Annotated in this window: 18 protein-coding genes; 9 read left to right on the top strand and 9 right to left on the bottom strand. The window is 42.3% G+C overall.

Going from position 1 to position 25354, the window contains the following annotated elements:
• Positions 1-14: 14 nt before the first annotated feature.
• Genes potA through C505_RS0109470 form a run of 4 tightly spaced genes read left to right on the top strand, consistent with a single transcriptional unit; the run spans position 15 to position 3759 of the window.
• Positions 15-1112: a spermidine/putrescine ABC transporter ATP-binding protein PotA gene (gene potA / locus C505_RS0109455; protein WP_018692366.1), complete on the top strand. Its 1098-nt coding sequence runs from the start codon at positions 15-17 to the stop codon at positions 1110-1112.
• Positions 1102-1962: a spermidine/putrescine ABC transporter permease PotB gene (gene potB, locus C505_RS0109460; RefSeq protein WP_018692367.1), complete on the top strand. Its 861-nt coding sequence runs from the start codon at positions 1102-1104 to the stop codon at positions 1960-1962. The genes potA and potB overlap by 11 nt, the downstream gene beginning before the upstream one ends.
• Complete coding sequence (gene potC / locus C505_RS0109465) at positions 1955-2725, top strand: spermidine/putrescine ABC transporter permease PotC (protein WP_018692368.1); 771 nt, start codon at positions 1955-1957, stop codon at positions 2723-2725. Before potB ends, potC begins: the two co-directional genes overlap by 8 nt.
• Positions 2725-3759 (top strand): extracellular solute-binding protein, encoded by a 1035-nt coding sequence (locus C505_RS0109470; protein WP_018692369.1) that lies wholly within the window; start codon positions 2725-2727, stop codon positions 3757-3759. Before potC ends, C505_RS0109470 begins: the two co-directional genes overlap by 1 nt.
• Before the next feature lie 42 nt (positions 3760-3801).
• Here C505_RS0109470 and C505_RS0109475 read toward each other — a convergent pair whose 3' ends face one another.
• On the bottom strand, positions 3802-4125 hold the full coding sequence (locus tag C505_RS0109475) for a hypothetical protein (RefSeq protein ID WP_018692370.1): 324 nt from the start codon (positions 4123-4125) through the stop codon (positions 3802-3804).
• Positions 4126-4131: 6 nt separating this feature from the next.
• A complete protein-coding gene (locus C505_RS0109480) occupies positions 4132-4608 on the bottom strand; it encodes a MarR family winged helix-turn-helix transcriptional regulator (RefSeq protein WP_026317858.1) in 477 nt (158 codons plus the stop codon).
• Between the two features lie 397 nt (positions 4609-5005).
• Here C505_RS0109480 and C505_RS0109485 point away from each other — a divergent pair, with 397 nt between their 5' ends.
• Positions 5006-6577 carry a BCCT family transporter gene (locus tag C505_RS0109485; RefSeq protein ID WP_018692372.1) on the top strand — a complete coding sequence of 524 codons (1572 nt, stop codon included), beginning with the start codon at positions 5006-5008 and terminating at the stop codon, positions 6575-6577.
• Positions 6578-6631: 54 nt separating this feature from the next.
• On the opposite strand, the gene C505_RS0109490 is transcribed toward C505_RS0109485, so the two are convergent.
• From C505_RS0109490 to C505_RS23615, 3 genes are all read right to left on the bottom strand, one after another.
• Positions 6632-7345: a 3'-5' exonuclease gene (locus C505_RS0109490; protein WP_018692373.1), complete on the bottom strand. Its 714-nt coding sequence runs from the start codon at positions 7343-7345 to the stop codon at positions 6632-6634.
• Positions 7346-7371: 26 nt separating this feature from the next.
• Positions 7372-9261: a DUF294 nucleotidyltransferase-like domain-containing protein gene (locus C505_RS0109495; protein WP_018692374.1), complete on the bottom strand. Its 1890-nt coding sequence runs from the start codon at positions 9259-9261 to the stop codon at positions 7372-7374.
• A gap of 134 nt (positions 9262-9395) precedes the next feature.
• Entirely contained in the window at positions 9396-12539 is a 3144-nt protein-coding gene (locus C505_RS23615; protein WP_211215068.1) for a reprolysin-like metallopeptidase, read from the bottom strand.
• Between the two features lie 372 nt (positions 12540-12911).
• Between C505_RS23615 and C505_RS0109505 the strand changes: the two genes are divergently transcribed.
• Positions 12912-15317 carry a putative bifunctional diguanylate cyclase/phosphodiesterase gene (locus tag C505_RS0109505; protein WP_018692376.1) on the top strand — a complete coding sequence of 802 codons (2406 nt, stop codon included), beginning with the start codon at positions 12912-12914 and terminating at the stop codon, positions 15315-15317.
• 105 nt (positions 15318-15422) lie between these two features.
• Here C505_RS0109505 and C505_RS0109510 read toward each other — a convergent pair whose 3' ends face one another.
• On the bottom strand, positions 15423-16592 hold the full coding sequence (locus C505_RS0109510) for an AAA family ATPase (RefSeq protein ID WP_018692377.1): 1170 nt from the start codon (positions 16590-16592) through the stop codon (positions 15423-15425).
• A 10-nt stretch (positions 16593-16602) separates the two neighbouring features.
• A complete protein-coding gene (barA, locus tag C505_RS21945; RefSeq protein ID WP_018692378.1) occupies positions 16603-19455 on the bottom strand; it encodes a two-component sensor histidine kinase BarA in 2853 nt (950 codons plus the stop codon).
• Between the two features lie 92 nt (positions 19456-19547).
• Here barA and rlmD point away from each other — a divergent pair, with 92 nt between their 5' ends.
• Genes rlmD through mazG form a run of 3 tightly spaced genes read left to right on the top strand, consistent with a single transcriptional unit; the run spans position 19548 to position 23976 of the window.
• The gene (rlmD, locus tag C505_RS0109520; RefSeq protein ID WP_018692379.1) at positions 19548-20900 is read left to right on the top strand and encodes a 23S rRNA (uracil(1939)-C(5))-methyltransferase RlmD; all 1353 of its coding nucleotides are present in this window, start codon (positions 19548-19550) and stop codon (positions 20898-20900) included.
• A gap of 28 nt (positions 20901-20928) precedes the next feature.
• Positions 20929-23112 (top strand): GTP diphosphokinase, encoded by a 2184-nt coding sequence (gene relA, locus C505_RS0109525; RefSeq protein WP_018692380.1) that lies wholly within the window; start codon positions 20929-20931, stop codon positions 23110-23112.
• A gap of 21 nt (positions 23113-23133) precedes the next feature.
• Positions 23134-23976 (top strand): nucleoside triphosphate pyrophosphohydrolase, encoded by an 843-nt coding sequence (mazG, locus tag C505_RS0109530; protein ID WP_026317860.1) that lies wholly within the window; start codon positions 23134-23136, stop codon positions 23974-23976.
• A gap of 133 nt (positions 23977-24109) precedes the next feature.
• Here the strand turns inward: mazG and C505_RS0109535 are convergent, their stop codons facing one another.
• Both C505_RS0109535 and C505_RS21950 read right to left on the bottom strand, forming a co-directional pair.
• The gene (locus C505_RS0109535; protein WP_018692382.1) at positions 24110-24349 is read right to left on the bottom strand and encodes a cold shock domain-containing protein; all 240 of its coding nucleotides are present in this window, start codon (positions 24347-24349) and stop codon (positions 24110-24112) included.
• 213 nt (positions 24350-24562) lie between these two features.
• Positions 24563-25333: a prephenate dehydratase domain-containing protein gene (locus tag C505_RS21950; RefSeq protein WP_018692383.1), complete on the bottom strand. Its 771-nt coding sequence runs from the start codon at positions 25331-25333 to the stop codon at positions 24563-24565.
• Positions 25334-25354 lie beyond the last annotated feature (21 nt).

The raw sequence follows: 25354 nt of genomic DNA on the forward strand, positions 1-25354 counted from the left end.
TTGAGGTCATATTCGTGGGGCAAGGTGTCTTAATTTCCTTGGAGGGGATTTCTAAAGTTTATCAGGATAAAGTAGTGGTTCAGGATCTGTCTTTTACGATCCATGCGGGTGAGTTCTTCACGATTCTAGGGCCTTCTGGCTGCGGTAAGAGTACCATTCTAAAATTGATCTCTGGCCTGGAACATCCAGAAGAGGGGCGATTAATCTTGGATCAGGAAGACATTACCCATCTTGCCGCGGAAAAACGTCCTATCAATACTGTTTTTCAAAGTTATGCGTTATTCCCCCATATGACTGTAGCTGACAATGTCGCCTTCGGATTGAAGGTGAAGGGTGTTCCAAAACAAGAAATCAAATCACGTGTTTTGGAAGCACTGGACATTGTTCGACTATCTCACTTAGCTTCTCGAAAACCGGCAGAACTTTCTGGTGGTCAACAGCAGCGAGTTGCGATAGCACGTGCAGTGGTCAACCGACCAAAGCTCCTACTTTTAGATGAATCACTGAGTGCGCTGGATTACAAGCTTCGACAAGAGATGCAAATTGAACTCAAGCAATTGCAGCGAAAGCTTGGGATCACTTTTGTTTATGTCACCCATGATCAAGAAGAAGCACTGTCAATGTCTGATCGGATCTTGTTGATGCGCGAAGGGCAGATTCAGCAAATTGGTTCACCGAGAGAAATATACGAGACACCGAACAGTCTTTTTTCTGCGGGATTTATTGGTGAAATGAACCAGTTCGATGGGGTGATCCTGGAACGAAAACAAGCCCGTATTTATATTGCGGAACTCATGGGGCAGCAATGCCAGATTGAGTCGACACACGATTTTGCTGTTGGTGACCAGATTCATGTGTTACTACGTCCAGAAGACTTGCGGCTACAGGAAGTGCCGGATACGACCAAAGAAACAGGTTTTGTCGGCCATATCACCGAGCGAAATTATAAAGGGAAAACGTTAGATTCAGTGATCACATTGGAAAATGGTAATCAACTATTGGCAAGTGAATTCTTCAATGAAGATGACCCAGATTTCGACTACGCCATCGATCAAAAAGTATCTATCGATTGGGTGCATGGCTGGGAGGTTGTTTTGCCATATGAAGGTTAAAGGATTTTTCGCTGTTATTGCTATTGCAATCGTTGGTAGTTGGTTAGGGCTGTTTATTGCTGTTCCAAATGTATTGGTTTTGATTACGAGCTTTTTGGAAAACGATCCGCAAGGTTTCTTTCATTTGCAGTTTTCAACAGCAGCTTATCATCAAGTGTTCGATCCGTTATTTTGGCGAGTATTTCTGCATAGTTTTGAGATGTCTTTCAAAGCAATGATAATTTGTTTAACCATCGCATTTCCATTTTCTTATTGGCTCTGTCAGTTTTCCAGCAAAGTTCGAGGTTGGTTACTGTTTTTAACAATCGTCCCATTCTGGACGAATTCTCTCGTTCGAGCCTATGCGATTAAGTTTATTCTTGGAAAAAAAGGGCTGGTGAATAGTACGCTCTTATTCATCGGGGTGATCGATAAACCGCTCAAACTACTTTATTCTGAATTTGCAGTCATATTTGGACTTGTTTACGTGTTATTGCCATTTATGATCCTGCCGCTTTATGCCTCACTAGAAAAACTGGATAAAAACTTACTGTCAGCTGCACGTGATCTGGGTGCAAATGGTCTGCAACGTATGTGGTATATTGTGATCCCACTCTCGATGCCTGGCATTCTTGCGGGATGCTTGGCTGTATTTTTACCCGCGATGGGCATGTTTTATATTTCGGACCTATTAGGCGGGGCAAAAAACCTTCTTCTTGGCAACTTGATTAAAACCGAGTTTTTATCCACACAAAACTGGCCATATGGGGCTGCAATGAGCATCAGTTTGATTGTGTTGATGGCTGGCATGTTATTTATCTATTACAAAGCGGCACAACATGTTCAGAAGCGAGGAGAGTTTGATGTTTAAACTCGGAAAAAGCCTCTTTTTTGGTGCTGTTTTTTTATATCTCTACTTGCCGATTATCGTATTGACCGCAAATTCATTCAATACATCCAAATATGGGATCAAATGGCGCGGATTTAGCTGGAAATGGTATGAGCGCCTCTTTGATAATGATGCACTGTTAACTGCTGCTTGGCATTCGATTATTGTCGCTGCTTGTGCAGCAACATTCGCTTGTGTTATTGGAACTTTGGCTGCAATTGCATTGTACCGCTACAAATTTCGTGGAAAATCCTTAATGACTGGCAGTCTGTTTGTCATGCTGGTGGCACCAGATATTGTCATTGCAATTGCATTTTTAAGTTTGTTTCTATTGCTTGGTATCTCCCTTGGATTCTGGTCATTGTTGATCGCACATATTACTTTCTGTCTACCATTTGTTGTGGTCACTGTCTTTGCTCGATTACGAGATATGGATCCCAACTTACTTGCAGCTGCAAAAGATCTTGGGGCTTCAGATGGATTAATGATCCGAAAGGTACTCCTTCCATTACTCTCACCTGCGATTATTTCAGGCTGGTTACTCGCCTTTACCCTGTCGTTAGATGATGTCATTGTAAGTACATTTGTAACGGGACCGTCGTTTGAGATCTTACCGTTAAAAGTTTTTTCATTGGTTAAAGTTGGTGTTTCACCAGAGGTAAACGCACTTTCTGTGTTGATCCTGCTTGGCTCGCTGACTTTCGTTATTCTCTCGCAGATGATTTTAAAAAAAGGAAAAAGATGATGAGACCCATCGTTCTGCTTGGATTGGCAGCACTTGCCTTTTCCACATCCGTCTTCGCTAATCAAAAAGTTGTTGTTTATAACTGGTCCCAATACATTCCAGATGGACTTGTTGCACAGTTTGAGAAAGAAACAGGCATTGATGTGGAGTATTCCACATATGAAAGTAATGAAAGCATGTATGCAAAACTCAAGCTGATGAAATCATCAGGCTATGATGTTGTTGTCCCATCAGCATATTTTGTTTCGAAGATGCGTAAAGAGGGCATGCTTCATCCTGTTGATAAAACACTGATTCCAAACCTGAAAAATTTGGATACGAACCTTCTCAATAAACCTTACGATCCGAATAACCAATATAGTATTCCATACCTGTGGGGAAGTACGGGTATTGCAGTCAATGGGGAAGAAATTGATCCGAAAAGTATCACATCATGGTCTGATCTTTGGAATCAAAAATTTGCAGGTGATGTTTTACTGACGGATGATGTTCGGGAAGTATTCCAAATTGCGCTGGCCATCAAAGGTTACAGCGGTAATACCCGTAATGAAAAGGAAATCAAAGAAGCGTATGAACTATTAAAAACGTTGATGCCAAATGTCCAAGCATTCAATTCCGATGCGCCACGGATGCCGTACTTGGCTGGTGATACAAATATCGGGATGATCTGGAATGGAGAAGCGTGGATGGCAAAAGAAGAAACAAAGCACCTTCATTATATTTATCCGAAAGAAGGCGCGATCTTTTGGGTCGATAGCTTTGTTATTCCAAAAAATGCAAGCAATGTGAAAGCGGCCCATGCCTTCATCAACTTTATGCTCAAAGCGACTTCTGCGAAGAAATGTATGGAACATACAGGCTATGCGACACCAAATCTTGCAGGGCGTGCATTGCTCAGTAATAAAGTCAAAAACAGTCCAATCATTAATCCTTCAAAAGAAGATATTGAGCGGGGCGAGTTTCAAGACGATGTTGGTGATGTAATTCAAATCTACCAAAAGTACTGGAATATGCTAAAAACTGGCGCTAAATGATTTCAAAATTCACGATATTTATCGATTAATTTGATCTGACCACTAGTTCAAATGCGCTTTAATTGCACATTGAGCAAATCGATGTTTGATTTGCTCAATCTGACTTCTTGAAAAACGAACTTGCTTCAAAAATATTGTCCCTTCGCACATACTTCTCATTCTGGAAAAAGTCATCATACATGCGGATTCATCCTGCGCAGAGCGACACTGCTCTTCTGTGAACTGGATCACCTGAGGGTAAAGTTCTTTCTTAGAAATAGCATCTTCCTCAGACTGTGGCACTGAAGCCAGAGGCGTTGAAGGCACTTGATTCATATAAAAATAAACCCCACCTAAGATTAAAATCGCAAGGAGTAATGATTTCATTTTTACCTATTCCGCATTTGTAATGCTACCTATTTCCAGCATAGGCGCTACATCAATATCTTCCGCATTCATCATCGCTGAAATGCGCTGAACAGAAGAAAGCAGTAGACTTTGTTCCCACTCTTCCAGTTTTTGAAATTTATTAATAAAACTTTGCTGGAGCGGTAATGGGGCCTTTGCAAGCAAATGGCGACCTTCCTCAGTCAGTTGTGCATGCACTTTTCGCTTATCGGTTGTGCTGCGAACACGGATAACATAACCGTTCCGTTCGAGTCTATCCAAGATTGCTGTAGCAGTCGCTTGGCTCATATTGGTTTTATTCGATAACTCTTTGATCGTAACATCACCTAGCTCCCTGATAGAACGCATCAAAATAAGCTGAGGCCCGGTGAGTCCAGACTCCTTACTGAGTTTTTTTGAATGTAAATCAATCGCTCTGATGATCTGGCGGATCGACATGAGAACTTCTTCGTGCTTTTCCAAAGTGATGACCTATTTAACAGAAAAAAGTAACAGCGTGAATTGCGCGAAGATAGCGTATTTCATCAATTAATGAAAGAGGGACATGTATGAATACCTTCATCAACGGTTTCATGAGCACTAAGAATAGAGAATGACTTAGCTTTTTAGTACAAAATATTCGTCTACGAATTAATTTTGAAGTTAGTGGTTGCTTTCATACGAATCCATGAGTGGATAAAATTCATCAATTGAAAAAGAATTGCCTTATTTTTATTCATTTGTTGGCAAATGGTATTGGATTCTATAGAATTGATTGGAAAATCAATCGCGCTTTATTACGATGTGTTCAAACTAATTGAGCTTTTAAACGAGAAAGGTCATTTGTGTTCGTACTAAAAACAGAATCAAGAGAGGATAAATGACAAAAGGTATTGATAAATATAGCATCGAAAGTACCGATTACGTGGTCGGTCAAGATAATGTTCAAAAGTGGGGATTTGATGTTCATAATCCAGTCTTTGGGGTCAGTGCTGGATTAATCGCACTATTTTTAATTGCTGCATTGGTCACAGATGCCGCTGCTGCAAAGTCACTTCTCGATGGTCTCAAGTGGAAAATCATAGGAATGTTTGATTGGCTATTTATCTGGTCAGGAAATATCTTTGTGATTTTTTGTCTGGCTCTGATCGTTTCTCCATTTGGTAAAATTCGACTTGGTGGAGAAAGCGCAACTGCTGATCATTCCTTTATTTCCTGGTTGGCAATGCTCTTTGCAGCAGGTATGGGGATTGGGCTGATGTTTTGGAGTGTTGCAGAGCCAGTTGCCTACTTCACTGGTTGGTATAAGACACCACTGGGTGTTGAAGCGCATAGCCCGGAAGCCGCGAAGATGGCGATGGGCGCAACGATGTTCCATTGGGGCCTACACCCTTGGGCGATTTATGCGATTGTTGCACTGTCGCTTGCTTTTTTCAGTTATAACAAAGGACTACCGCTTTCCATTCGCTCTATTTTCTATCCGATCCTTGGTGATCGGGCATGGGGCTGGGCAGGTCATATCGTTGATATTCTAGCTGTTCTGGCAACATTGTTTGGTCTTGCAACATCACTTGGCTTGGGGGCGCAGCAAGCTGCCAGTGGGATCCAGCATATTTTTGGGATCGAATCGGGACTTGGGATGCAAATCATCATCATCGTTGCAGTGACTATGATTGCCATCGTTTCTGTTGCTAGAGGGATTGAAGGTGGTGTCAAAGTATTGAGTAACATCAATATGATCGTTGCATTTTCGCTACTACTCATCGTCGCTGTTCTTAGTTTTTCAACAACCCTGAGTGCAATTCCGACAACTTTGATGGCGTATCTTGAGAATATTATTCCTCTCAGTAATCCACATGGTCGTGGGGACGAGGCCTGGTTCCAAGGTTGGACCGTCTTTTACTGGGCATGGTGGATCTCATGGTCTCCGTTTGTGGGGATGTTTATTGCGCGTATTTCAAAAGGGCGCACGGTACGTGAATTCATCGTTGCTGTATTACTTATCCCAACATTGGTTACACTGATTTGGATGTCTGTATTTGGTGGGCTGGCAATTGAACAGGCGGTAGATAAAGTCGGAGAAATTGGTGCGAAAGGGATCACGGAGGTCTCACTCACCATGTTCCAAATGTTTGATGTCTTGCCTATGGGGGCATTGTTGTCTGTGATTGCCGTTGTACTTGTCTTAGTGTTCTTTATCACGTCTTCTGACTCAGGCTCTTTAGTCATTGATAGCATTACCGCAGGTGGGAAGTCGGATGCGCCAACGCTACAACGCGTATTTTGGGCTGTGATAGAGGGTGCTATTGCCGCAGCACTTCTTTGGATTGGTGGAACGGAAGCTATTCAGGCACTTCAGGCTGGCGCAATTTCTACAGCGTTACCATTTACGATTGTTCTGTTGCTGATGTGTGTGAGTTTGCTGCTTGGAATGCGGACAGAAAAATTATAATTTTCGGACCTGCTTATCATTGACGAATATGGATTTACGAAAGATAAACAGGTTCTAGATCCAAAAGTCCTTAATAGGGCTTTTGGGATCAAAGTGGTAGGCCATTTGTGCTTGAAGCAGCTCTGCCGTTGCTATCGCATCCGTAAGCGCATGATGCGGTGTATATGTTGGTAACCCATACCTCTCGCGGCTCTGTCCCAAACGGACGGACTCGGTTGAGCCACCGAAGAGCCAGTCTAGCAAGCGGTTTCTAAAGCGCTTTCGGATCAAGTTTTCTAGATACATGGTATCAATCACAGGAAAAACGATCCCCTCACCAATGCGTTCTTTGATTGCCTTATCAAGAAATTCCCGTTCAATTGGATTGTAATGAACGACGATCACTTTTCCAGCCATACGACTCAACAATGCATCAATAATTTCCGACATATCAGGTGCTTTTTCTAAATCACTATGGGTGATCCCATGAATGACAACTGAAGACTCATTCAACTGTTTCCGTGGTGATATGGTCCATTGGAAGGATTGGTTTAAATAAACCCGATTGAGTTGAAAAGGGACAATACCAATGGAAATGATATCGTCCTTGGCCGGATCAAGCCCTGTGGTTTCAAAGTCCATGGCAAGAAACTCAATATCTTCAATTAGTGTATCCTTATTGGGTAATCCTTTAGCGTAAAATGATGCTAACAGGCTGTGGTGTGAGTCTTCCTTCTTTGCACGAAAAATGCGCTCCCAATCCATTGCTTTTTCTAAACGATTCAACATAACAATTACTTTCAAAAATAAGACAATTACTTAAACTGGTTACTCGCCTGATAGCGGTATTTCAGAAAATTTTGCCCGTTGCTGAGGATTTGAAAGGCATCTTTTAAGTTTCTGCGTTCAAAGTCAGAGAGATTCTCGGGCTCGATATTATTATCCGGATCAATTTCATTTTGCACATCAATCGCTTGATGTCGGATCCGAACCATTGAAATAAACTCCAATGCATCCTTGAGATCTTGTGCTTTCCCCTTCGGCAAAATGCCAGCATCAATAATATCATCTAAACGTTCGAAAGAGTTTCTCGAATGAGAACCAATCGCGAGTGCATGGACACGGATCAGATCTACTAAAGGCGCGGTCCCTCGGCGTTTTAAATTGATGGAGTTGTTATGCTGGCCGTCTTTCTCCATCACGAAATTTTTAAAAAAGCCTAATGGTGGTGTTCTATTTAACGCATTTCTTGCTAAGCAGGCCAAAAACCGATTATTTCTGCGTGCTCGACGAACAATAAAGCTATTGAGTTGCTCTGCCCATTTTAATCGGCCGAAAATACCATCGAGATCAAAGAAAATCGATGCATTGAGTAATGCTTTTGGATTCGGATCATCAATCCAATCCGCAAAACAGTCCTCCCATTCTTTTTGAGTCATTCGCCAAATTGGATTAGTAGCCATAATGTCCCCGGTACAATAGGTATAACCACACTGATCCAGGCCATTGCACACGAAAGCAGCGAGTTGTGCGAAGTAGGCATCATGTTTCTTTTTGTCGAAATGATTATCTAAAATGAGGGCGTTATCCTGATCAGTGACAATGAGTTGTTCATCACGCCCCATGGACCCCAATGCTAAGAAGCAATAGGGTACAGGTGGGGGGCCAAGTTTTTCTTCTGCCAATTCAAGTAATCTTTGCTTGAAACTTCGTCCTATGACGGACATGGCGCTGCCCACCATATGTGCATTTGCGTCCTCGTTCACGAGTCGAACAAAGCTATCTTTCACTTGTTTCGCAAGGAGCACAAGATCTTCTATTGATTGTTGTTGATAAATGCTACTGACCAGTAGAAGGGAGTTTTGTGACTCATAACGAACAATATCTGTTGCTTCTATGATCCCTATCGGTGCTTTATCTTTGAGGATGGGCAGGTGGTGTGTGTTGTATCGCAGCATTGTGATCATCGCTTCATAGACATAAGCATTGTGATCAAGTGAGATCACTTCTGTACTCATAACACTGGCAATATCATGATTAGGGTCAAGTCCTTTGGCAACAACACGGGTACACAGGTCCCTATCGGTGACGATTCCAATCAGTGGTGAGATTTCTTCATCTTCGTGTGCGGGTTGATCCAGATCCAACACCAGTAGCGCTGAGACATTTTCTTCATCCATTTTGATGGCTGCGTTGCGTATCGTTTCTGACTTGTGGATGACGGGGGCTTCATTTTGTAACAGCGTTTTGATCTTCGACGTCGTGAGATCATTTTGCTCATTGCTTAGGGAAACTGTTTGGCGTAGTCGAGCATTATCTTCCAGCTCAACAAAATCAGCAAAGGCGTCATGACGTTCATACATAATTTGAAAGACGTGATCAGGAATACAATAAAGGAGCGTATCTTCTGTGGCAGTCGCTGGAAATATGACTTTGTTATTTGTGAGTAAACCCATCTGACCAAAAATATCTCCAGTGTCGAGTCGATTGTATAGTTCTCCTTTACGACGATAAACTTCCACAACACCGCTACGGATCACAAATAAATCTTGTAAATGGTCTCCAATCTTTATCACAGGGCTGCCAGCACGGTAATAGCTGATTTCAATATGCTGGGTGATCAGATCCAATGCATCCTTTGGTAAATCATCAAATGGTGGATGTTTGGAGAGAAACTTTTGAATTTCAAATAGTTCAGCTTCCACTGTGAACTCCGGGTTCTTTTTTTCTTAATAGTATACGATTGTCTTGGATTTGGCGGGAATTCTATGTGACTTTTCAGCTTTGGAAAAGACAAAAAAAAGCTCCGAAGATTCGGAGCTTTTTTGAGATTGGGCGATTAAGCCTTTTTGCGACGGACCATCAGTCCAGGCACTAAGCCAAGTAACCAGAACATTGAACCGCTATCATCATCCTTTTTCGTGTTCTCTGCACCTGTGTTTCCTGATGCTGTATCTGGTGTTGCCGTTGCATCTGAGTTACTTCCATCTGTCGCATCTGAGCCTCCAGTGCTGACATCTGAGTCGCCAGTGTTATCAAGCTGACGGAAGTCGTTGCTGATGTCTGCTGGGAAGTCCACTCCTGGCAATGCACTTGTATTTTCGATGCTTAGCTGCTCGTCTGAGGTAGTTCCTGTTAACAGCTGTGCTTTCTCATATCTGTTCGTCCATACAGGGTTGTTATGGTAAACATAGAGACGCATTCCATATAGGTGGCTGTCTTTCTGGCCATCGCTGACGCGGAAGGCAACTAGGATTGAACCAGCTCTTTTCGGGAATACATAGCCATCGATGATTTCGTAGTTATTACCCCACTCTACGATCTTCAGCTCTAGGTTTTCTGTACCAGACTCTTTGTCATATGCGAAGATATGACGGTTTAATCTAAGTTTCACACCATAGCCATAAGGCATAGAGAATGAAGAGGTCGATGTTACATATGGTGCTGTATTCGTTTGAACCGCACGTGTTTTTACATTGACAGTAATGTTTCTTGTCTGACTCTTCGCGCCATTCGTATCTTCAACATACACTGGAAGATTGATTCGGCCGATGACACCTTTATTCACTGTGAACGTTGAGCCAGCAGCAGAGTAACGAGAGCCAGGCTGGATACGAAGCTTCAGTTCTTTCTGGGCATCATGATCCACGTCTGTTGCTGTGACATGTTGACCGAGTTTCAATGTGAATGCTTGTTCTGCATAAACACTGACAGAAGTTGTCTTCGTGATGACTGGCGCATCATTTTGCGGGTGAACATAAACTCGCCCAGAACGTGTCTGGCTAGATTTTTCACCATCATGAACCTTGAAGTTTACTCTGAGATCGCCACTAAAGTTAGACTTCGGGCGAACCACATTACGAGAAACCGTGTAGTTTGTCCCACTTAGTACTTGCAAAGTAATGTTGGTGCTATCTGGATCTTCTACTTCAACATGTTGACCAAGACGAAGCGTGAAGCTTTGATCTTCATAGGCTCTTGGAGCGTTAAATCCGACGATTCTTGGTGCTTCATTTTCGTGACCACCACCAGTTCCTAGGCCGATATCATCAGAACCATCTCTGATATCATTGCCGTCGTCATCTTCGTTTGCACTTTTCGTGACATTGATGTTGTTGTCAGAGAATGCAAGGAAGATGTTATCGCTACACTTGATACGGAAACGTGCACTGTTAATCGCTTCATTCGGGAGCTTCACGGTTTCACGTCCATCGTTCGCAGTACCTTGTGCGACAACATAGGATTGACCCGCACCGTTTTTATCAAATAGATGAATATCAACATTTGAACAGTAGATTGGTGAACTATTTGTTCCTGCAACATCCCATGTGACTGTTTGTGATGAACCACCAGCCAATGTACCACGTAGGTTTGATGTGACAGCAAATGCACGGCCAGTATTTTCGACTTTGATACGCATTTCATCGTATGAAACACCACCGATGTTATCACGTGCTGTCAAACGGAAGTTCATGTTACGAGATACTTTTGGAAGTACTTCACCGAATGTTTCACTGTCATTCAAGATATCAGACAACTGCGGTAAGTAACGCGTTGGTGATGATTTTGGCTTGAATGAACGGAATAGAGGCCCGTCATAACGGCGACCATTGTGTGTATCTGATTTTGTATTCTCAGCAGAACCAAGGTCAACTTGTTCCCAAGTATAAGAAATGCGGCTTTGCTCAGCATCAGAACCAGAGCCTGTCAGCAATAATGGTGTATTCGCTGGAACAGTATAGTCTTTACCAGCATTTACTGTCGGTGCCGTATTGTTCTGTGTTTGCGTTGTACCACAGTTAGGGTAACGACTTAGGTGCGCTTGCATGAAGTCGATAGAGCGGCTGTGGAAGTATGCATCAGAATTTCTCTGTACGTTTTGAGAACTACAGATACCAGCATAACCCATAATGGTTGTTCCACTCCCTGGCTCATAGCTGCTTCGGCTAGAACGGTTGCGGCCACCACAGCTGCTTAACTGACCGTTAAATGTATGTGGTCCACCAAACTGGTGACCGACTTCGTGAGCAACATAGTCGATCCAGAATGCATCGGTGTCAGGAATACGTGAACCTGTCATACCACCAGCTTTACTGTTGGTACAGACAGAACCAAGGTAAGCAACACCACCGCTACCTCGTGTCACGTAGTGACCAACATCAAACTTACTATTACCGATATAACGTGATTGAACATCGATATTCTTGCTGAGAACATCTTCAACGCCATAGAATGGGTCAGATGACTGATTCAAGAAGATTGTATTTCTTGATTCATCAATGAGCTGAAGGGTCACGTTCAAATCTGTTTCATAGACTTCATTCAAACGGTTTGTCATCGTGACGAATGCGGCCATAACACCAGCTTTTGTTCCACCAAAATAGCTGGAGTATTTGCTGTCTGCTGAGAAAGCAATTTTCAAAGTACGACGTGCGGTTTGTTTACGCGCACCCGTTCTTTCCATGCGACGTGCAACTTCTTCATGATGTGCTTCACCGATGATCTCGCCTTCAGTTACTCCCTCAGGAACAACAACGTTTGAACGAGTATATACAAGATAAGCAGAGTTGTTATCTTTTACTGGATCAACATAAATCGTTTGGCCTTGATAGCGGAACATACCGTGAAAACCACGTGGAGTATAGTCAAATCGACCAAGGCGTTTACCGGTTTTATCAACACCGATAAAAGTTTTCAATTCTGGATAGCGCGCTGCGAGCTTTGGCTCCATGACGGAATCTTCGACTAAACGTAGCTCGAGAGTATCACCATTTGGGAGTGGAATTTCAAAAAGCTCATCTTGAGATGCAATGCTTGCTTTTAATTGCGCAGGATCAACGTAGAAAGTTGTACCGCCCGAAACACGAGGGTTGTGGGATGCTGCAGCTCTTTCTGCAACTTGGCTGACTTCCCATAAGTTACCCGCTTGTGCTGTCGTGCTCAATGCTGCGAGTAAAGATAATGTTAAAATAGTTGGCTTCATCATAACCTCTCCATACCACTTAATTTGGTACTAGCCATTTTTAATAGGGCCTAGACTTCAGTGAGGTGTCATTTTAACCAACTCGGTTAATATTTCAATAACAATTTGAGAAAAAATTTACATTTATTTTCAATTGTGGCTTATTTTGTTTTCAATTATACGCCTTTTTATTAGCGAGTTCAGGCGTTTTAGTTTTCATAACTGGTTGTTATTTATACTCAAATGTTTATTTTATATTAAACATTAACATTTTATTCTGTTGTTTGTCTTTTTTTATACATAAAGAGTGGGTTTTAAGCTTTTTTGTCAGAAAAAAGGTACATTTTTATCATTTAGCTATAATCAAACTATTTCATGAGTTAAGTTGTTGCTATGGAGCAGGATCTAAACTTTACGGTGTTCAGTGAAGATCTGGCACTCATCGATCAAGTTACTCAATCCTTCCCATCAATTCATGGTTGGCAAGTGAATATCCAACATTGCAGAGACCTAGATGAGTTGGAAGTATACTTGCAAACAAACACGGATAGATTTGTGATTATGGAAAAACATTTTCCCGGGCTCTGTGATACTACCGAATTCCTGATGTGTTATCCAAACGCTTCCATGTTGATCATGGACTCAACTGAAGAGCCATGCATGGTCACTGGTTCCACGTTATTGCAACAAAAACTAAATCGATACTTTTTTTCATTAACATTTTTTCAGGCGAACCAGAGTCAAATAACGGAACCCAATATTGATGTTGTATTAGACACAATGGATACATGTGTATTGCTACTCAATCGGGATAGCCAAATATTAAAAGCGAATCGAGAAGTAGTGGATGTTTTTGGCTTTGAGCTTGAAGAACTACTTGGGACCCATATCAGCTGTATTCTTCCAATGATGAAGAAGACAAAAGTGAGAACATTTATTGAGAGAATGACGCCGCTATATGGAAAAGAGCTGAACCACTTAACCATTGATGGAACGGGACGGACGAAGCAAGGAAGGGAGTTAATGGTTGAAGTGAGAATGAGTTCATATGCCGTCGGAGAAGAAGAACAATACATGCTTTTCTTACGTGATATCTCGATTAGCAAGGCACTTGAATATCAAAAAGACCTTCAGGCTGCTGTGATTAATACAATACCTGAAATTGTCATCTTTACAGATGATGAACTGTCAATTACATATACAAACCCTTTTGCTGAAGAGGTATTAGTTGGGGTTGCACAGCATCGCGATACCACGATTTCACTTGAATCTTTTATCCCCAAAAACCAATCATTATTTATGACACAGGAAGTTTTGCCAAGATTGAAACATGGTGCGAGTTGGTCAGGCAGTATTCTGCTTAAGCTGTATGAAAATGATAGTGTCCCCGTTTATGTTTCTATTCATGCTCTTGAGGACTGGTATGGCCAGCGTCTGTTCTCCTGGATCCTAAGAGATATTCACCATGAAAGTTCCACCAGAGAGCATTTAAGAAGACTCTCAGAATATGATCCTCTCACAGGGCTGTATAATCGAAAAGCATTTATTTCATTGCTGAATCAGGCGGTCATCTGTGCGGAAGAAAATGATGCACCTGTTTCATTGTTGATGATTGGCATCGATCATTTTAAATCGATTAATGATACCTACGGATACGAAATTGGCGATCAATTACTTGGAATTGTTGCTGAGCGCTTAAAAGCAATCAGTAACTCAAGTGCAACGGTCGCAAGATTAGGAAGTGATGAGTTTGTGATTTTGATGAGTGCTAATCAAAAAACATTTGATGCGACAGATCTTGCCAACAAGATAATTCAAGATATGTCTGTACCCTATTTGGTATTGGATACACCCCTTTACTTAACCGTGAGTATCGGTATTGCAACGTACCCCCACTGTGCAAAAACGGGTGACGAACTATTGCGATGCGCGGACGTTGCATTGAATACGGCGAAAAAAGAGGGGAGGAAGCGTTATTGCATTTATGCAGATACGTTTCATGAAGTGTTAACACGCAAAGAGTTGATCAGAAATGCGCTCAATGTTGCACTCAGTGAAAATAGCTTCATTTTGATGTATCAACCGATTGTTAATCAAGATGGCTTTTTAGAAGGGTTCGAAGCACTACTCCGTTGGGAGAATGAGTGGCAGGTCAATACACAAGAATGTATTGATATCGCTGAGCAATGTGGGTTGATTTCGGACATTGGGAACTGGGTTCGAGATCAAGCGATATTTGATCTCTATAAATGGCGAAAAGATTATGGATTTGATGGCTATATTTCGATTAATGTGTCCGTCAAACAGCTCCGATACAGTGAATTTACCGATAATTTACTCCATGCCATGGAGCAATTGAGCCTGCCTATACAGAAGATCCGTATTGAATTAACTGAGAGTACACTCGTGGAAGATACTGACCGTTGTCAGCAATCTTTGGAACAATTGAAGAAGTTAAGGATCCCAATTTATATTGATGACTTCGGTTCAGGATATGCGTCATTTAAACATTTAAGCCTTTTACCTGTCAGTGCTTTGAAAATTGATAAGAGCTTTTTAGATGGGATCCCACATCATGAACAAACATGTACGACGGTTGAAACAATTATCAATTTAGCGCATTCAATGAAGCTTACAATTATTGCTGAAGGTGTCGAAACCGAGTCGCAGAAACAATGGTTACATCAATTTGGCGAAGATGTCTTGCACCAAGGATATTTCTATAGCCGCCCTATGTCGGTTGAAGATGTCCAAACATTGTTGATTGCAAACCCAAAGGGAAAACCAAAGTTTAACTGAAACAGGCATACAGCAAATACAATATTCGTATTCAACTTTCTATGGTGTTGAATCCAATGTCCCTAGATTTCACAACGTAGGCTTGACTAAGTTGAATATACAAATCTATTTGGCTTGATCTGGCCAACGCCAAAGTGGTGTATCTAAAAGTGTTTGCCCAACCATTTGTGTTTGTCCCAGCTCCTTTTCTAGGACAATTTCGTGGCAAGCAGGCGATTGGCGCAAAGCTTCGATCAGCCTGGGCGCATGTGAGACAACCCACACTTGTGTTTGTTTTGATGCATGGACGATAAGGCGTCCCAAAGCAGGTAATAAATCTGGATGAAGGCTGGTTTCTGGTTCATTTAAGACCATCAGCGGTGGAGGCCGGGGCGTGAGGAGGGCGGCGATCCAAAGTAAGTAACGAAGTGTTCCATCGGAGAGTTCTTTCGCTGATAGCGGGCGTAGTAGTCCATACTGAAAAAAGCCAAGAGAAAATCGTCCTGTGTTATCAAAGAAAACTTCAAGTTTTGCCCCGGGAAATGCATCCTCAATTGCTGCTTTTAATGCGTGATCATCACCAATTTCAACAATCGTTCTTAATGCTGCCGCAAGATCATGGCCATCATGGCTGAGAATAGGGGTTCGGGTACCAACATGTGATTGTCTCGCTGGGGCATCTGTATCTGTCCTGAAGTGATCGTAAAATCGCCAACCACGAATAAACTCCCGCAGCGTAACGACTTCTGGTGTTTTCACTGGATCTGAGATTTGGCTAAATATACTTTCATACAGTGGCATTTGGGTCGAGAGCATACCCCATTGTCGATCTTCTCGGTTCTTTACAATGGCGTTTTCGCGTTCAATCAATGAGCTGGCTGGGCGATAGTTATCGCCGAAAAAAATACTTTCTCTTTTAATTTCAGGATCATTGGAAAATGCGGAACTTGAAGGCTTAGGTAACCCAAGTGATATTGCATAGCTGAATTCATCACTGGCAAATCCAAGTCTGAGACGTTGTGCTTTTTGGCGTACAAGTCCTTCAACTGTGTGCGCTCCAGTCTTCATTTGATGAGTGATATTTTCAGGGCCAGCCCAAAAAGTTGAATTTAAACCACCTTCATGGGCAAGCGCATTGACGACACCGCCTTGTGCAGTTTCTGCTAACAGGCGTAGTGCACGATAAAGATTTGACTTACCACAACCATTTGGACCAGTGATCAAGTTGAGTTGTCCAAGCGGGATCACCAGATTCAATAGAGAGCGATAGTGGCTGATCGCCAACGTATGGATCATAAAACTTCCTTTATTCTACAGAGGCTTGGGAAATACTGTCCTGTTCTATACCGTTGTCATGGTCAGCTTCATGTTTTTTGAATGACCAGTCTTTTGCGTCTTGGATCAGTTGGGTCGCCAAATCTTGCAGCTCAAATAATTCAGGTTCAATATCGTTAATTTGAGCGCCTTTCTTCATGGAAGTTTCAATATGTTCTGATATTTGCTTCAGTGTTGGTACACCGGTGTAACAACAGGCCCCATGTAACTTATGGATATGACTTAAAATGGCTGCGTTGTCGTTGTTTTCTATCGCAGTTTCAATCAAACTTAAGCTTTCAGGTAGGCTGTCAATGAGCATACAAAGCATTTCGGTCGCGAGTTCATTTTTATCACCAGCGCGCTGGAGTGCCAGCTCCCAATCTACGAGAGGATGCTTTGGAAGCTCAATGAGTTCATGTGACGCTTTTTGTTTTTCTGTAGGGCCAGGAAGCGCTGCTTGCCTAGATTTTGGACCACCATATTCAATAATCGATTGGTGCAGCATCTCTTCATCTATTGGCTTGGTCAGATAGTCGGCAAAGCCGCACTCTAATAAACGTTCCTTTTCACCAGCGAGCGCATGGGCGGTGACTGCAATCATCGGTGTTGTTTCATTCAAGGAAGATTCAAGAATTTTCTCACAGGCGGTGATCCCGTCCATGACAGGCATTTGAATATCCATGAAAATCAGATCAAAGACCTGGTTTTGGCACACCAGCAAAGCTTCTTCACCATTGGAAGCCGTTTCAATACTGGCGACCTGCTCTTTCAGTAATGTGGTAATGAGTTTTAAGTTTGCATCATTATCATCGACTGCGAGAACACGGAGGCTGCTATCTGGCAAGAGTTGCGTGGTTTCAATTTCACGTTCATCAATGCGACGAGCATGGTATTGCTGTGACAACATCATGGCGAACTTACGTTGGCTTAATGGTTTATTTAGGCATCCTTTGGCACCAGAGCCGATAATGGCTTCTCGTAAGTTGGGTGAAACAGTATTCACAAGTAGGTAGATACTTTCTGCGTAGGTCTGCATCAACTGGATATCATGCTTAATGCCAGATATCACATTTGGAGAGACGCGATAACCCATAATGGCGATGTCGAAAGAGTCGTGATTGAGTTTGTTCATCTTCATCGTGCTTTCGCACACAGTAACTTGCATGCCCCAGCTTTGAAGAAGCTCCAATGTTGCCATACGGCTATGGCGATCCGGCTCCAAATAAAACACTCTTTTGTCTTTTAAGCTTTGAATTGGCATACAAGGAGAAATCGCAATCGGGTTTTTCCGGCACATAATGGTGAACCAGAAAGTTGATCCTTTTGCTTCTTCACTTTGGAATCCGATGTTGCCACTCATCGCTTCTGATAGCTTTTGTGAGATCACAAGCCCTAGGCCTGTACCTCCATAACGACGCGTAATACTGGAGTCACCTTGCCCAAAGACAGCAAAAATAGAATCTTGTTGGTCTTTTGGAATGCCAATACCGGTATCCATGACGACGACTTTTAGCTGAATGGAATCATTATTCGTATTCAGTAATGAAATATCAACGGTGACACTACCTTTATTTGTGAACTTAATTGCGTTGCCAATCAAGTTGATGAGGATCTGTTTGATTCGGGTGGGGTCACCAATGAGGTCATCAGGTGTATCAGGAGAGATCCGTAGAGAAAACTCAAGACGTTTATCATAAGCCGATGGTGCGAGGAGCATCGCGACTTCATCAATTGTGTCGCGGAGTGGGAATGGAATGTTTTCAAGGACCATACGCCCAGCTTCGAGTTTTGAGAAATCTAGAATGTCGTTGATGATTGCTAAAAGACTATTCGCTGATTTTTCAATGGTTTCCAAATAGTCTCTTTGGTTGGTATCCAGCGCAGTTTTGAGTAATTGACGGGTAAAACCAATGACCCCATTGAGTGGTGTGCGAAGTTCGTGGGACATATTTGCAAGAAACTCGGACTTCACTCGGTTTGCTTCTTGTGCGCGGCGTTTTGCCATGTCTAGTTCAACGTTTTGGATCTCGATTTGTTCAAGTGTCTCTCGTAGGTCGCTGGTGGCCTGATCAATGTTGCTTTGCATCTCTTCATGGTAATTATTCAGAGCTTTGGCCATGGCGTTAATGCCGTTTTTCAGTAAATCCAATTCCCCGATGAGAATCCCGCCAATACGTGTGTCGAGTTTTCCTTCGCGGATCCGATCAACGGCGCTGACCATTGATGAGACTGGGTGTGTCACTTTATTAATGAGTCGGAAAGTGAACAGCGTGCTCGCTGCAATCCCAGTGAGTACGATGAGGACGCTCATGATTAGGGCTGTTTGCTGTTGTACAATCGCTTGATCTCGACTGAGCTGGAGGACAAGATAACCTAAAACTAGTGTATTTTGATTATTGCCATATTTTGCATTGTACTTGGGATCGGACTTCGTTGTGATTGGTGTTCGTACAAAGAGGTACTTACTCGTTGTATCAATCACAGTGCTTTCACTAATTGGAATACCAGGCTTTAAGCGTAATTGATTCATCTCGCGATGAATATTTGAAGTCAGGTATAACTGGTGATCAGGCGTAAAAATTGCAATAGTTTTCACGAGTGTAGCGTGTTTTAAGTGTGCGCTATTGAGCAATGCGGTCAGCATTTCTCTATCTCTATTTTGCATTGCATATTCACTTGCAATGGCAATAGGTTCTATAATGCTGGTACCGCGTTCCTCTAGGACCGCTGATAATTCTTGAAAGCGTGTTGCGGTGAAATAAACACCTAAGACGCAACCGATGATGATCGTAGGCAGTACGGTGAGAAGTAAAACCCAGTCACGCAGGCCAATTTTGGTCATTATTTGTTCTGATATCCATATTACTCGTGAAACTTCCCAATCATGGCACATGTTCGCGGAAAATCCTACTAAGGTTCCTTTATTAGTTACTTATGGCAACGTTTTTTAATCCTGAAAAATCAAAGCAAAAGAAGAAAAAGCACCTGACTCTAACCGTCGAAAAGTTGGACCATGAGTTACAGGGAATTGCCCGCTTTCAAAAGCAGACTGTTTTCCTCACCGGGGTACTTCCCAGTGAAGTCGTTCAAGTTGAAGTTCCTCTAAAAAAGGGGGCAGTGCAAGGCAAAGTCAAAAAATGGGTTCAACGAAGTGAATCTCGCATAGAGCCTTGGTGTCCACATAATGAATCTTGTGGGGGATGCCAGACTCAGTATTTATCAGCAGATATGCAGGTAAATGAGAAGCAGACTGCAATCGACAGCCTTTTGAAACATGTTTTGAAAATTAACGATGAGCTTCCATGGCAAGATCCTCTCCGCTCGAATGAGTTGTCCTATCGTCGGCGAGCTCGGCTTGGTGTTTGGTATGATAAAGCGAGTCGCTCCTATCATGTTGGCTTTCGGGCTATTGGGGAGAAAAAGATTTCGCCAATCAAGCGTTGTGGTGTTCTTGTAAAACCATTTCAGGATCTGCCACTATGGCTTGCAGAAACATTGGGTCACACGAAGGTGCGGTCTGCACTAACCCACGTAGAGATGATCCATGCTGATCGTGCGGTGCTTATTTTGCGGCATACGGATACGGTTTCTTTTGAAGATAAAGCCACCATCAATGAATCAGCAAAACAACATGATATCGAGCTATGGGGATTGGATAATGAGAATCGACTGACTTGTTGGAATGACCCCAATAGTGTACTGCAACTGAGTTATATACTACCTGATCAAGGGATCATATTGTTCTTTGAATCTTCGGACTTTATTCAAGTCAATGAACTGGTAAATCAAAAGATGGTTACCCAGGCATTAGATTGGCTTCAACCCAATGCAGACGATCAAATCTTGGATTTATTTAGTGGGGTTGGAAACTTCTCACTTCCATTAGCAAAAAGTGCAAAACGAGTGATTGCTGTTGAAGGAATGCCAGAAATGGTTGAAAAAGCATCAAAAAATGCGGGTTTGAATCAATTATCAAATGTTTCTTTTTATCATGACAACTTATTTGAAGATTTTCGCAAAGCCAAGTGGTATAACGAAATGACAGATATCACGAAAGTGCTGCTTGATCCTGCGAGAGCAGGTGCACAGTTAGCTTGTGAAATTTTAAGTGAGGGGAAAATTCCTCATATACTGTATGTATCCTGTAATCCACAAACACTTGCACGTGATGTCACGAGCTTCATCAATAAAAAATATCGAATAAAAAAGCTTGGGATCATTGATATGTTCCCGCACACATCACATATAGAAACAATGGTGTTGTTTGAAAAAGAGAATTTAGGATAAAAGTCCTTAAGGTGTAAGAAGAGTTATCATGGTATCGGTTCGTCCAACACATCAAGTAGCTTTGCAGTATCAAGACATCCATGCTTGGCTTGATTCTCTCCCATTACCAGCCGATAAGAAAGCTGCATTGATGGATGTGGATAAAGCTTTGTCAGAGCGATGTGAGGATCAGCTTGCCTTATGCAAAGGCCGAGAAATGGTTGATATTCTCTCTGAGTTGAATATGGACTTGGATGCGTTAATTACTGCACTTATTTTTCCAGTATATGATGCAGAGCTGATTACCTGCCCAGACATCCATGAAATCTTTGGCGAGCATATCTCTCTTTTGACCCTAAATGTTGAGCAGATGGATGCGATCCGCACCATTCAACAGTGCCATGATGCCCGCCGCTCGGCTTCTCAAATTGACAAACTTCGACACATGCTACTTGCCATGGTCGAAGATGTTCGTGCTGTTGTAATTAAGCTGGCAGAACGCATCTGTTATCTCCGTTTGGTGAAAAATGAATGTGAAGAAATCAAAGTCCTCGCAGCGAAAGAGTCTGCAAATGTATTTGCACCTTTGGCAAACCGACTTGGCATTGGTCAATTAAAGTGGGAACTTGAAGATCTTTCCTTTCGTTACTTACACCCAGAGACTTATAAAGCAATCGCAAAACAGCTTGAAGATAAACGACTCGACCGTGAGCAGTATATGCTCGACTTTGTTCAACGGATCCAAACTTTACTGAAGGCAGAAGAAGTTCACGCAGAAGTGGATGGACGCCCGAAGCATATCTACAGCATCTGGCGCAAGATGAAGAAGAAAGACTATGACTTTGATCAGCTTTTTGATATCCGAGCTGTCAGGGTGATTGCGTCTGAAATTCAGGACTGTTATGGGGCACTTGGGGTGATCCATACCAACTGGAATCATTTAGCAAGCGAGTTCGATGATTATATTGCAACCCCGAAACAGAATGGTTATCAGTCTATTCATACGGTTGTGATGGGGCCAGAAGGTAAAACGGTTGAGGTTCAAATTCGCACTCAACAGATGCATGAAGATGCGGAATTGGGCGTGGCGGCACATTGGAAGTATAAAGAGGGCGCACTTCCAGGACGCAAAAGCAGTTACGAAGAAAAAATCAATTGGCTGAGAAAGCTACTTCAATGGCAAGAAGAAGTCTCAGAAGATGCAGATTTAGCAGAAGAGCTGCGTCATCAGGTTTTTGAAGATCGTGTGTATGTGTTTACTCCTAAGGGTGATATTGTTGATTTACCAGCTGGGTCGACACCACTAGATTTTGCTTATTATATTCATTCAAATGTGGGCCATCGCTGTATTGGCGCAAAAATCTCAGGCCGGATCGTCCCCTTTACTTATGAGTTAAAAAATGGCGATCAGATTGATATCCTGACGACAAAAGAGCCGAATCCTAGCCGAGATTGGTTAAATCCCAATACTGGTTTTATTAAGTCTTCTCGTGCGCGATCTAAGATACAGGCTTGGTTTAAGCAACAAGATAAAGACAAGAATATTGCTGCTGGGAAAGAACTCCTCGAAAGCGAACTGTCCAAGATACACTTGACCCTAAAAGATTCTGAAGCAGCCATAGAGCGCTTTCATGCAAACTCAATGGATGACTTTCTCTCACAAGTCGGCAGCGGTGATATCCGAATTAATCAGGTGCTCAACTTCTTACAAAACCTTCAAAGTAAAGATGAAGAGCCTGAAATTGACCCTCGACTTCGTCAGCGTCCTAAACAAGCAAAACGTCCAAAGGATGGCGTGATTGTTGATGGTGTTGGTAATTTAATGCATCACATGGCGAAGTGTTGTCAGCCTGTGCCAGGGGATGAGATCCGTGGATATATTACCCAAGGGCGTGGTATTGCCATCCATCGAGTTGATTGTGAACAACTCTTTCAATCAGAGAGTGAATACCCGGAACGTGTCATTGAAGTACAATGGGCAGAGCAAGCAAAAGGGAGTTATTCATTATCTGTTCGAGTAACTGCGCACGATAGAAGCGGGTTATTACGTGATATCACGTCAATTTTGGCGAACGAAAAAATCAGTGTCATTGAAATGAACAGTCTATCTGACAAAAAGAAAGAACTGGCTCATGTAGATTTAGTTTTGGAAATCCATAATGTTGAAACTTGGCATCGTATATTAAGTAAATTTTCTCAAATTGAAGATGTCACTGAAGTCAAACGAAAATAAGAAAATAGGTAGCTTTTTGTTGTGAACTCCTCCGAAAATCCAGTCGATAAATTAAAGTGGATCATGGGTCAGTTACGTGATCCAAAAACCGGATGTCCTTGGGACCTCAAGCAGACTTTTCAAACAGTTGTCCCCTTTACGTTGGAAGAAGCTTATGAAGTCGCAGATGCCATCGAGCGACATGATATGCAAGATTTAAAAGAAGAGTTAGGTGATCTCCTATTTCAGGTTGTATTTTATAGCCAACTTGCCAAGGAAGAAGGGCACTTTGAATTTGATGCAGTCGTTGAAGCAATTTCTGAGAAATTGATCAGGCGACATCCGCATGTATTTTCGTCGGAGAACTTTGAGACAGCAGCTGAGGTGATGGTGAATTGGGAGCAGGAAAAAGCGAGGGAAAGATCTGCTAAAGCTTCCAATAATATACAGGAGAGTGTTTTAGATAACATTCCACAGGCCCTTCCTTCACTGACTCGGTCGTATAAATTACAGAAACGGTGTGCACAAGTCGGGTTTGACTGGGAGAAGCCACAGGAAGCACTAGAGAAGGTTAAAGAAGAAATTTTAGAGGTACAGGAAGAGCTGAACCATTTTGAGGATAAATCAGACGCGACCAGACATCAAAAATTGGAAGAAGAATTAGGCGATCTGTTTTTTGCGTTGGTGAATGTTGCGCGTAAATTAGAGTTTGACCCTGAAATGACGCTACGAAAAGCGAATCAAAAATTTGAGCGGCGTTTTCGTGGCGTTGAGACAGCACTCTTTACAAAGGGGTCCTCGCCAGAAAAATCAAGTTTAGTGGAAATGGATCTGTTGTGGGATGAGATAAAGGCACAGGAGAAGTCAGGGAAGAAAAGTCAGTGATATAGCTTACTGGTGAATGCTCCCTAAAAGCGCCAGTTTGATGGTTTCAATCTTAGATCGAATCGACGTGTGTTTAGCGTGATGGCGCTTTAGGGAAAGTTGATGACGAGGTCGAAACGTCATTCGACTTCATTTACTTGATGAAATGCTCAAACCCGGTTGTGACAGGTAATACATTTTGTGCACGGAGTCCTTTGTGGCTTTCGAGTAAGTCGAAGTCAACAATCTGTCCTTGATATAGCTTGCGATAACCATCCATTTTAATATCCATTTGATGAACGAAGATATCCTCGTTGCGATCATCCAGCTCAATGAAGCCATAGCCTTTGACGGTATCGAAGAATTTGACTTTTCCAGTCATTTTATCAGACATGAAATCTCCTACGGTTACTAATGTCGTTCGTGGATAATGATGTGTTGCATGAACAAAGCAATTAGAGGATCCGTGATCATTACAACGTTACTGTTTTGTACGCCGTATTAGATAAAATGTTGAAAACTATAGCAATAAGGAAAATGCCTTAGTTTCAAATTCTCTTTGTAATAAATTGGTTTAATTTGCCATGAAAATAAGCAGTTTGATTAATCATTCGCCTTTGGTGTGAGCTTTGGCTTGATCGCGTTGTTTTTGTGCATGCTGAGCAGCGCTGACAATATTCGCAAGTTCTTTTGCTGCATCGGATTGGGAAAGTGAATTGTCTCTTTTCATGACAGACATCATCGCAAACGTTGTCTGGTTATTTTGGCTATCTTGGATCCCTTTTTCCACAACAACAAGTTCTGGGTATATTTTTGCAAGCAAGCAAGAACCAATTGCTGCTGAATGTAGTGGGAGTTCTTGATTCGCAACTTGCCTGGCAGCTTCCGCAGTCCCTTTTGGAACAGAGATTTCATTGACTTGGTTTGCTGTTTTCCATTGTGTGATTTGCTTCAGAGCTGCAGGGTGAGATGCGATTTTTTCTAATGGTACTTTTGTTGAAATTGCCTGATGATGGCGAAGGACACACATCTGAATCGGTAAAATTACACCTGCATGCACTTTTGTAACCCGATAAGATTGAAGGGCTTTGATTGATGCTTGCACAAGGTGTCCAGGGATCAGCGTATTGTGTATAGCGACAAACGCAGGTAGGTCTGATTCTGCTGCTGCTTCAAATGTCCTTAACGGTGTGCCGCTAAATTGTAGTTTCGGTAAAGTCGCTTGCTTTTCACGATAGAGTTTTTGGATAGCCTGATGATTAAAGCTGCCTTCAGAAGCTTGAATAAAGACGGATGAACGTTCAGATGTGTTTGCGAGTGTATTTAGACTGAACAAGGCAAGGAATAAAGTACCAACTCTCACCGTGAAATTTAACATTTTGATAACTCTGTGTTTGTT

The organism is Algicola sagamiensis DSM 14643, from assembly GCF_000374485.1.
GTDB classification, from domain to species: Bacteria; Pseudomonadota; Gammaproteobacteria; order Enterobacterales; family Alteromonadaceae; genus Algicola; species Algicola sagamiensis.

What these genes read in the sequence shown, in the direction of transcription:
- potB (WP_018692367.1), top strand. Translation starts at nt 1,102, where the DNA reads ATGAAGGTTAAAGGATTTTTCGCTGTTATTGCTATTGCAATCGTTGGT.
- C505_RS23615 (WP_211215068.1), bottom strand. Translation starts at nt 12,539, where the DNA reads ATGAAGCCAACTATTTTAACATTATCTTTACTCGCAGCATTGAGCACG.
- potC (WP_018692368.1), top strand. Translation starts at nt 1,955, where the DNA reads ATGTTTAAACTCGGAAAAAGCCTCTTTTTTGGTGCTGTTTTTTTATAT.
- barA (WP_018692378.1), bottom strand. Translation starts at nt 19,455, where the DNA reads ATGACCAAAATTGGCCTGCGTGACTGGGTTTTACTTCTCACCGTACTG.
- C505_RS0109475 (WP_018692370.1), bottom strand. Translation starts at nt 4,125, where the DNA reads ATGAAATCATTACTCCTTGCGATTTTAATCTTAGGTGGGGTTTATTTT.
- rlmD (WP_018692379.1), top strand. Translation starts at nt 19,548, where the DNA reads ATGGCAACGTTTTTTAATCCTGAAAAATCAAAGCAAAAGAAGAAAAAG.
- C505_RS0109505 (WP_018692376.1), top strand. Translation starts at nt 12,912, where the DNA reads ATGGAGCAGGATCTAAACTTTACGGTGTTCAGTGAAGATCTGGCACTC.
- C505_RS0109485 (WP_018692372.1), top strand. Translation starts at nt 5,006, where the DNA reads ATGACAAAAGGTATTGATAAATATAGCATCGAAAGTACCGATTACGTG.
- relA (WP_018692380.1), top strand. Translation starts at nt 20,929, where the DNA reads ATGGTATCGGTTCGTCCAACACATCAAGTAGCTTTGCAGTATCAAGAC.
- C505_RS21950 (WP_018692383.1), bottom strand. Translation starts at nt 25,333, where the DNA reads ATGTTAAATTTCACGGTGAGAGTTGGTACTTTATTCCTTGCCTTGTTC.
- C505_RS0109510 (WP_018692377.1), bottom strand. Translation starts at nt 16,592, where the DNA reads ATGATCCATACGTTGGCGATCAGCCACTATCGCTCTCTATTGAATCTG.
- C505_RS0109535 (WP_018692382.1), bottom strand. Translation starts at nt 24,349, where the DNA reads ATGTCTGATAAAATGACTGGAAAAGTCAAATTCTTCGATACCGTCAAA.
- C505_RS0109470 (WP_018692369.1), top strand. Translation starts at nt 2,725, where the DNA reads ATGAGACCCATCGTTCTGCTTGGATTGGCAGCACTTGCCTTTTCCACA.
- C505_RS0109490 (WP_018692373.1), bottom strand. Translation starts at nt 7,345, where the DNA reads ATGTTGAATCGTTTAGAAAAAGCAATGGATTGGGAGCGCATTTTTCGT.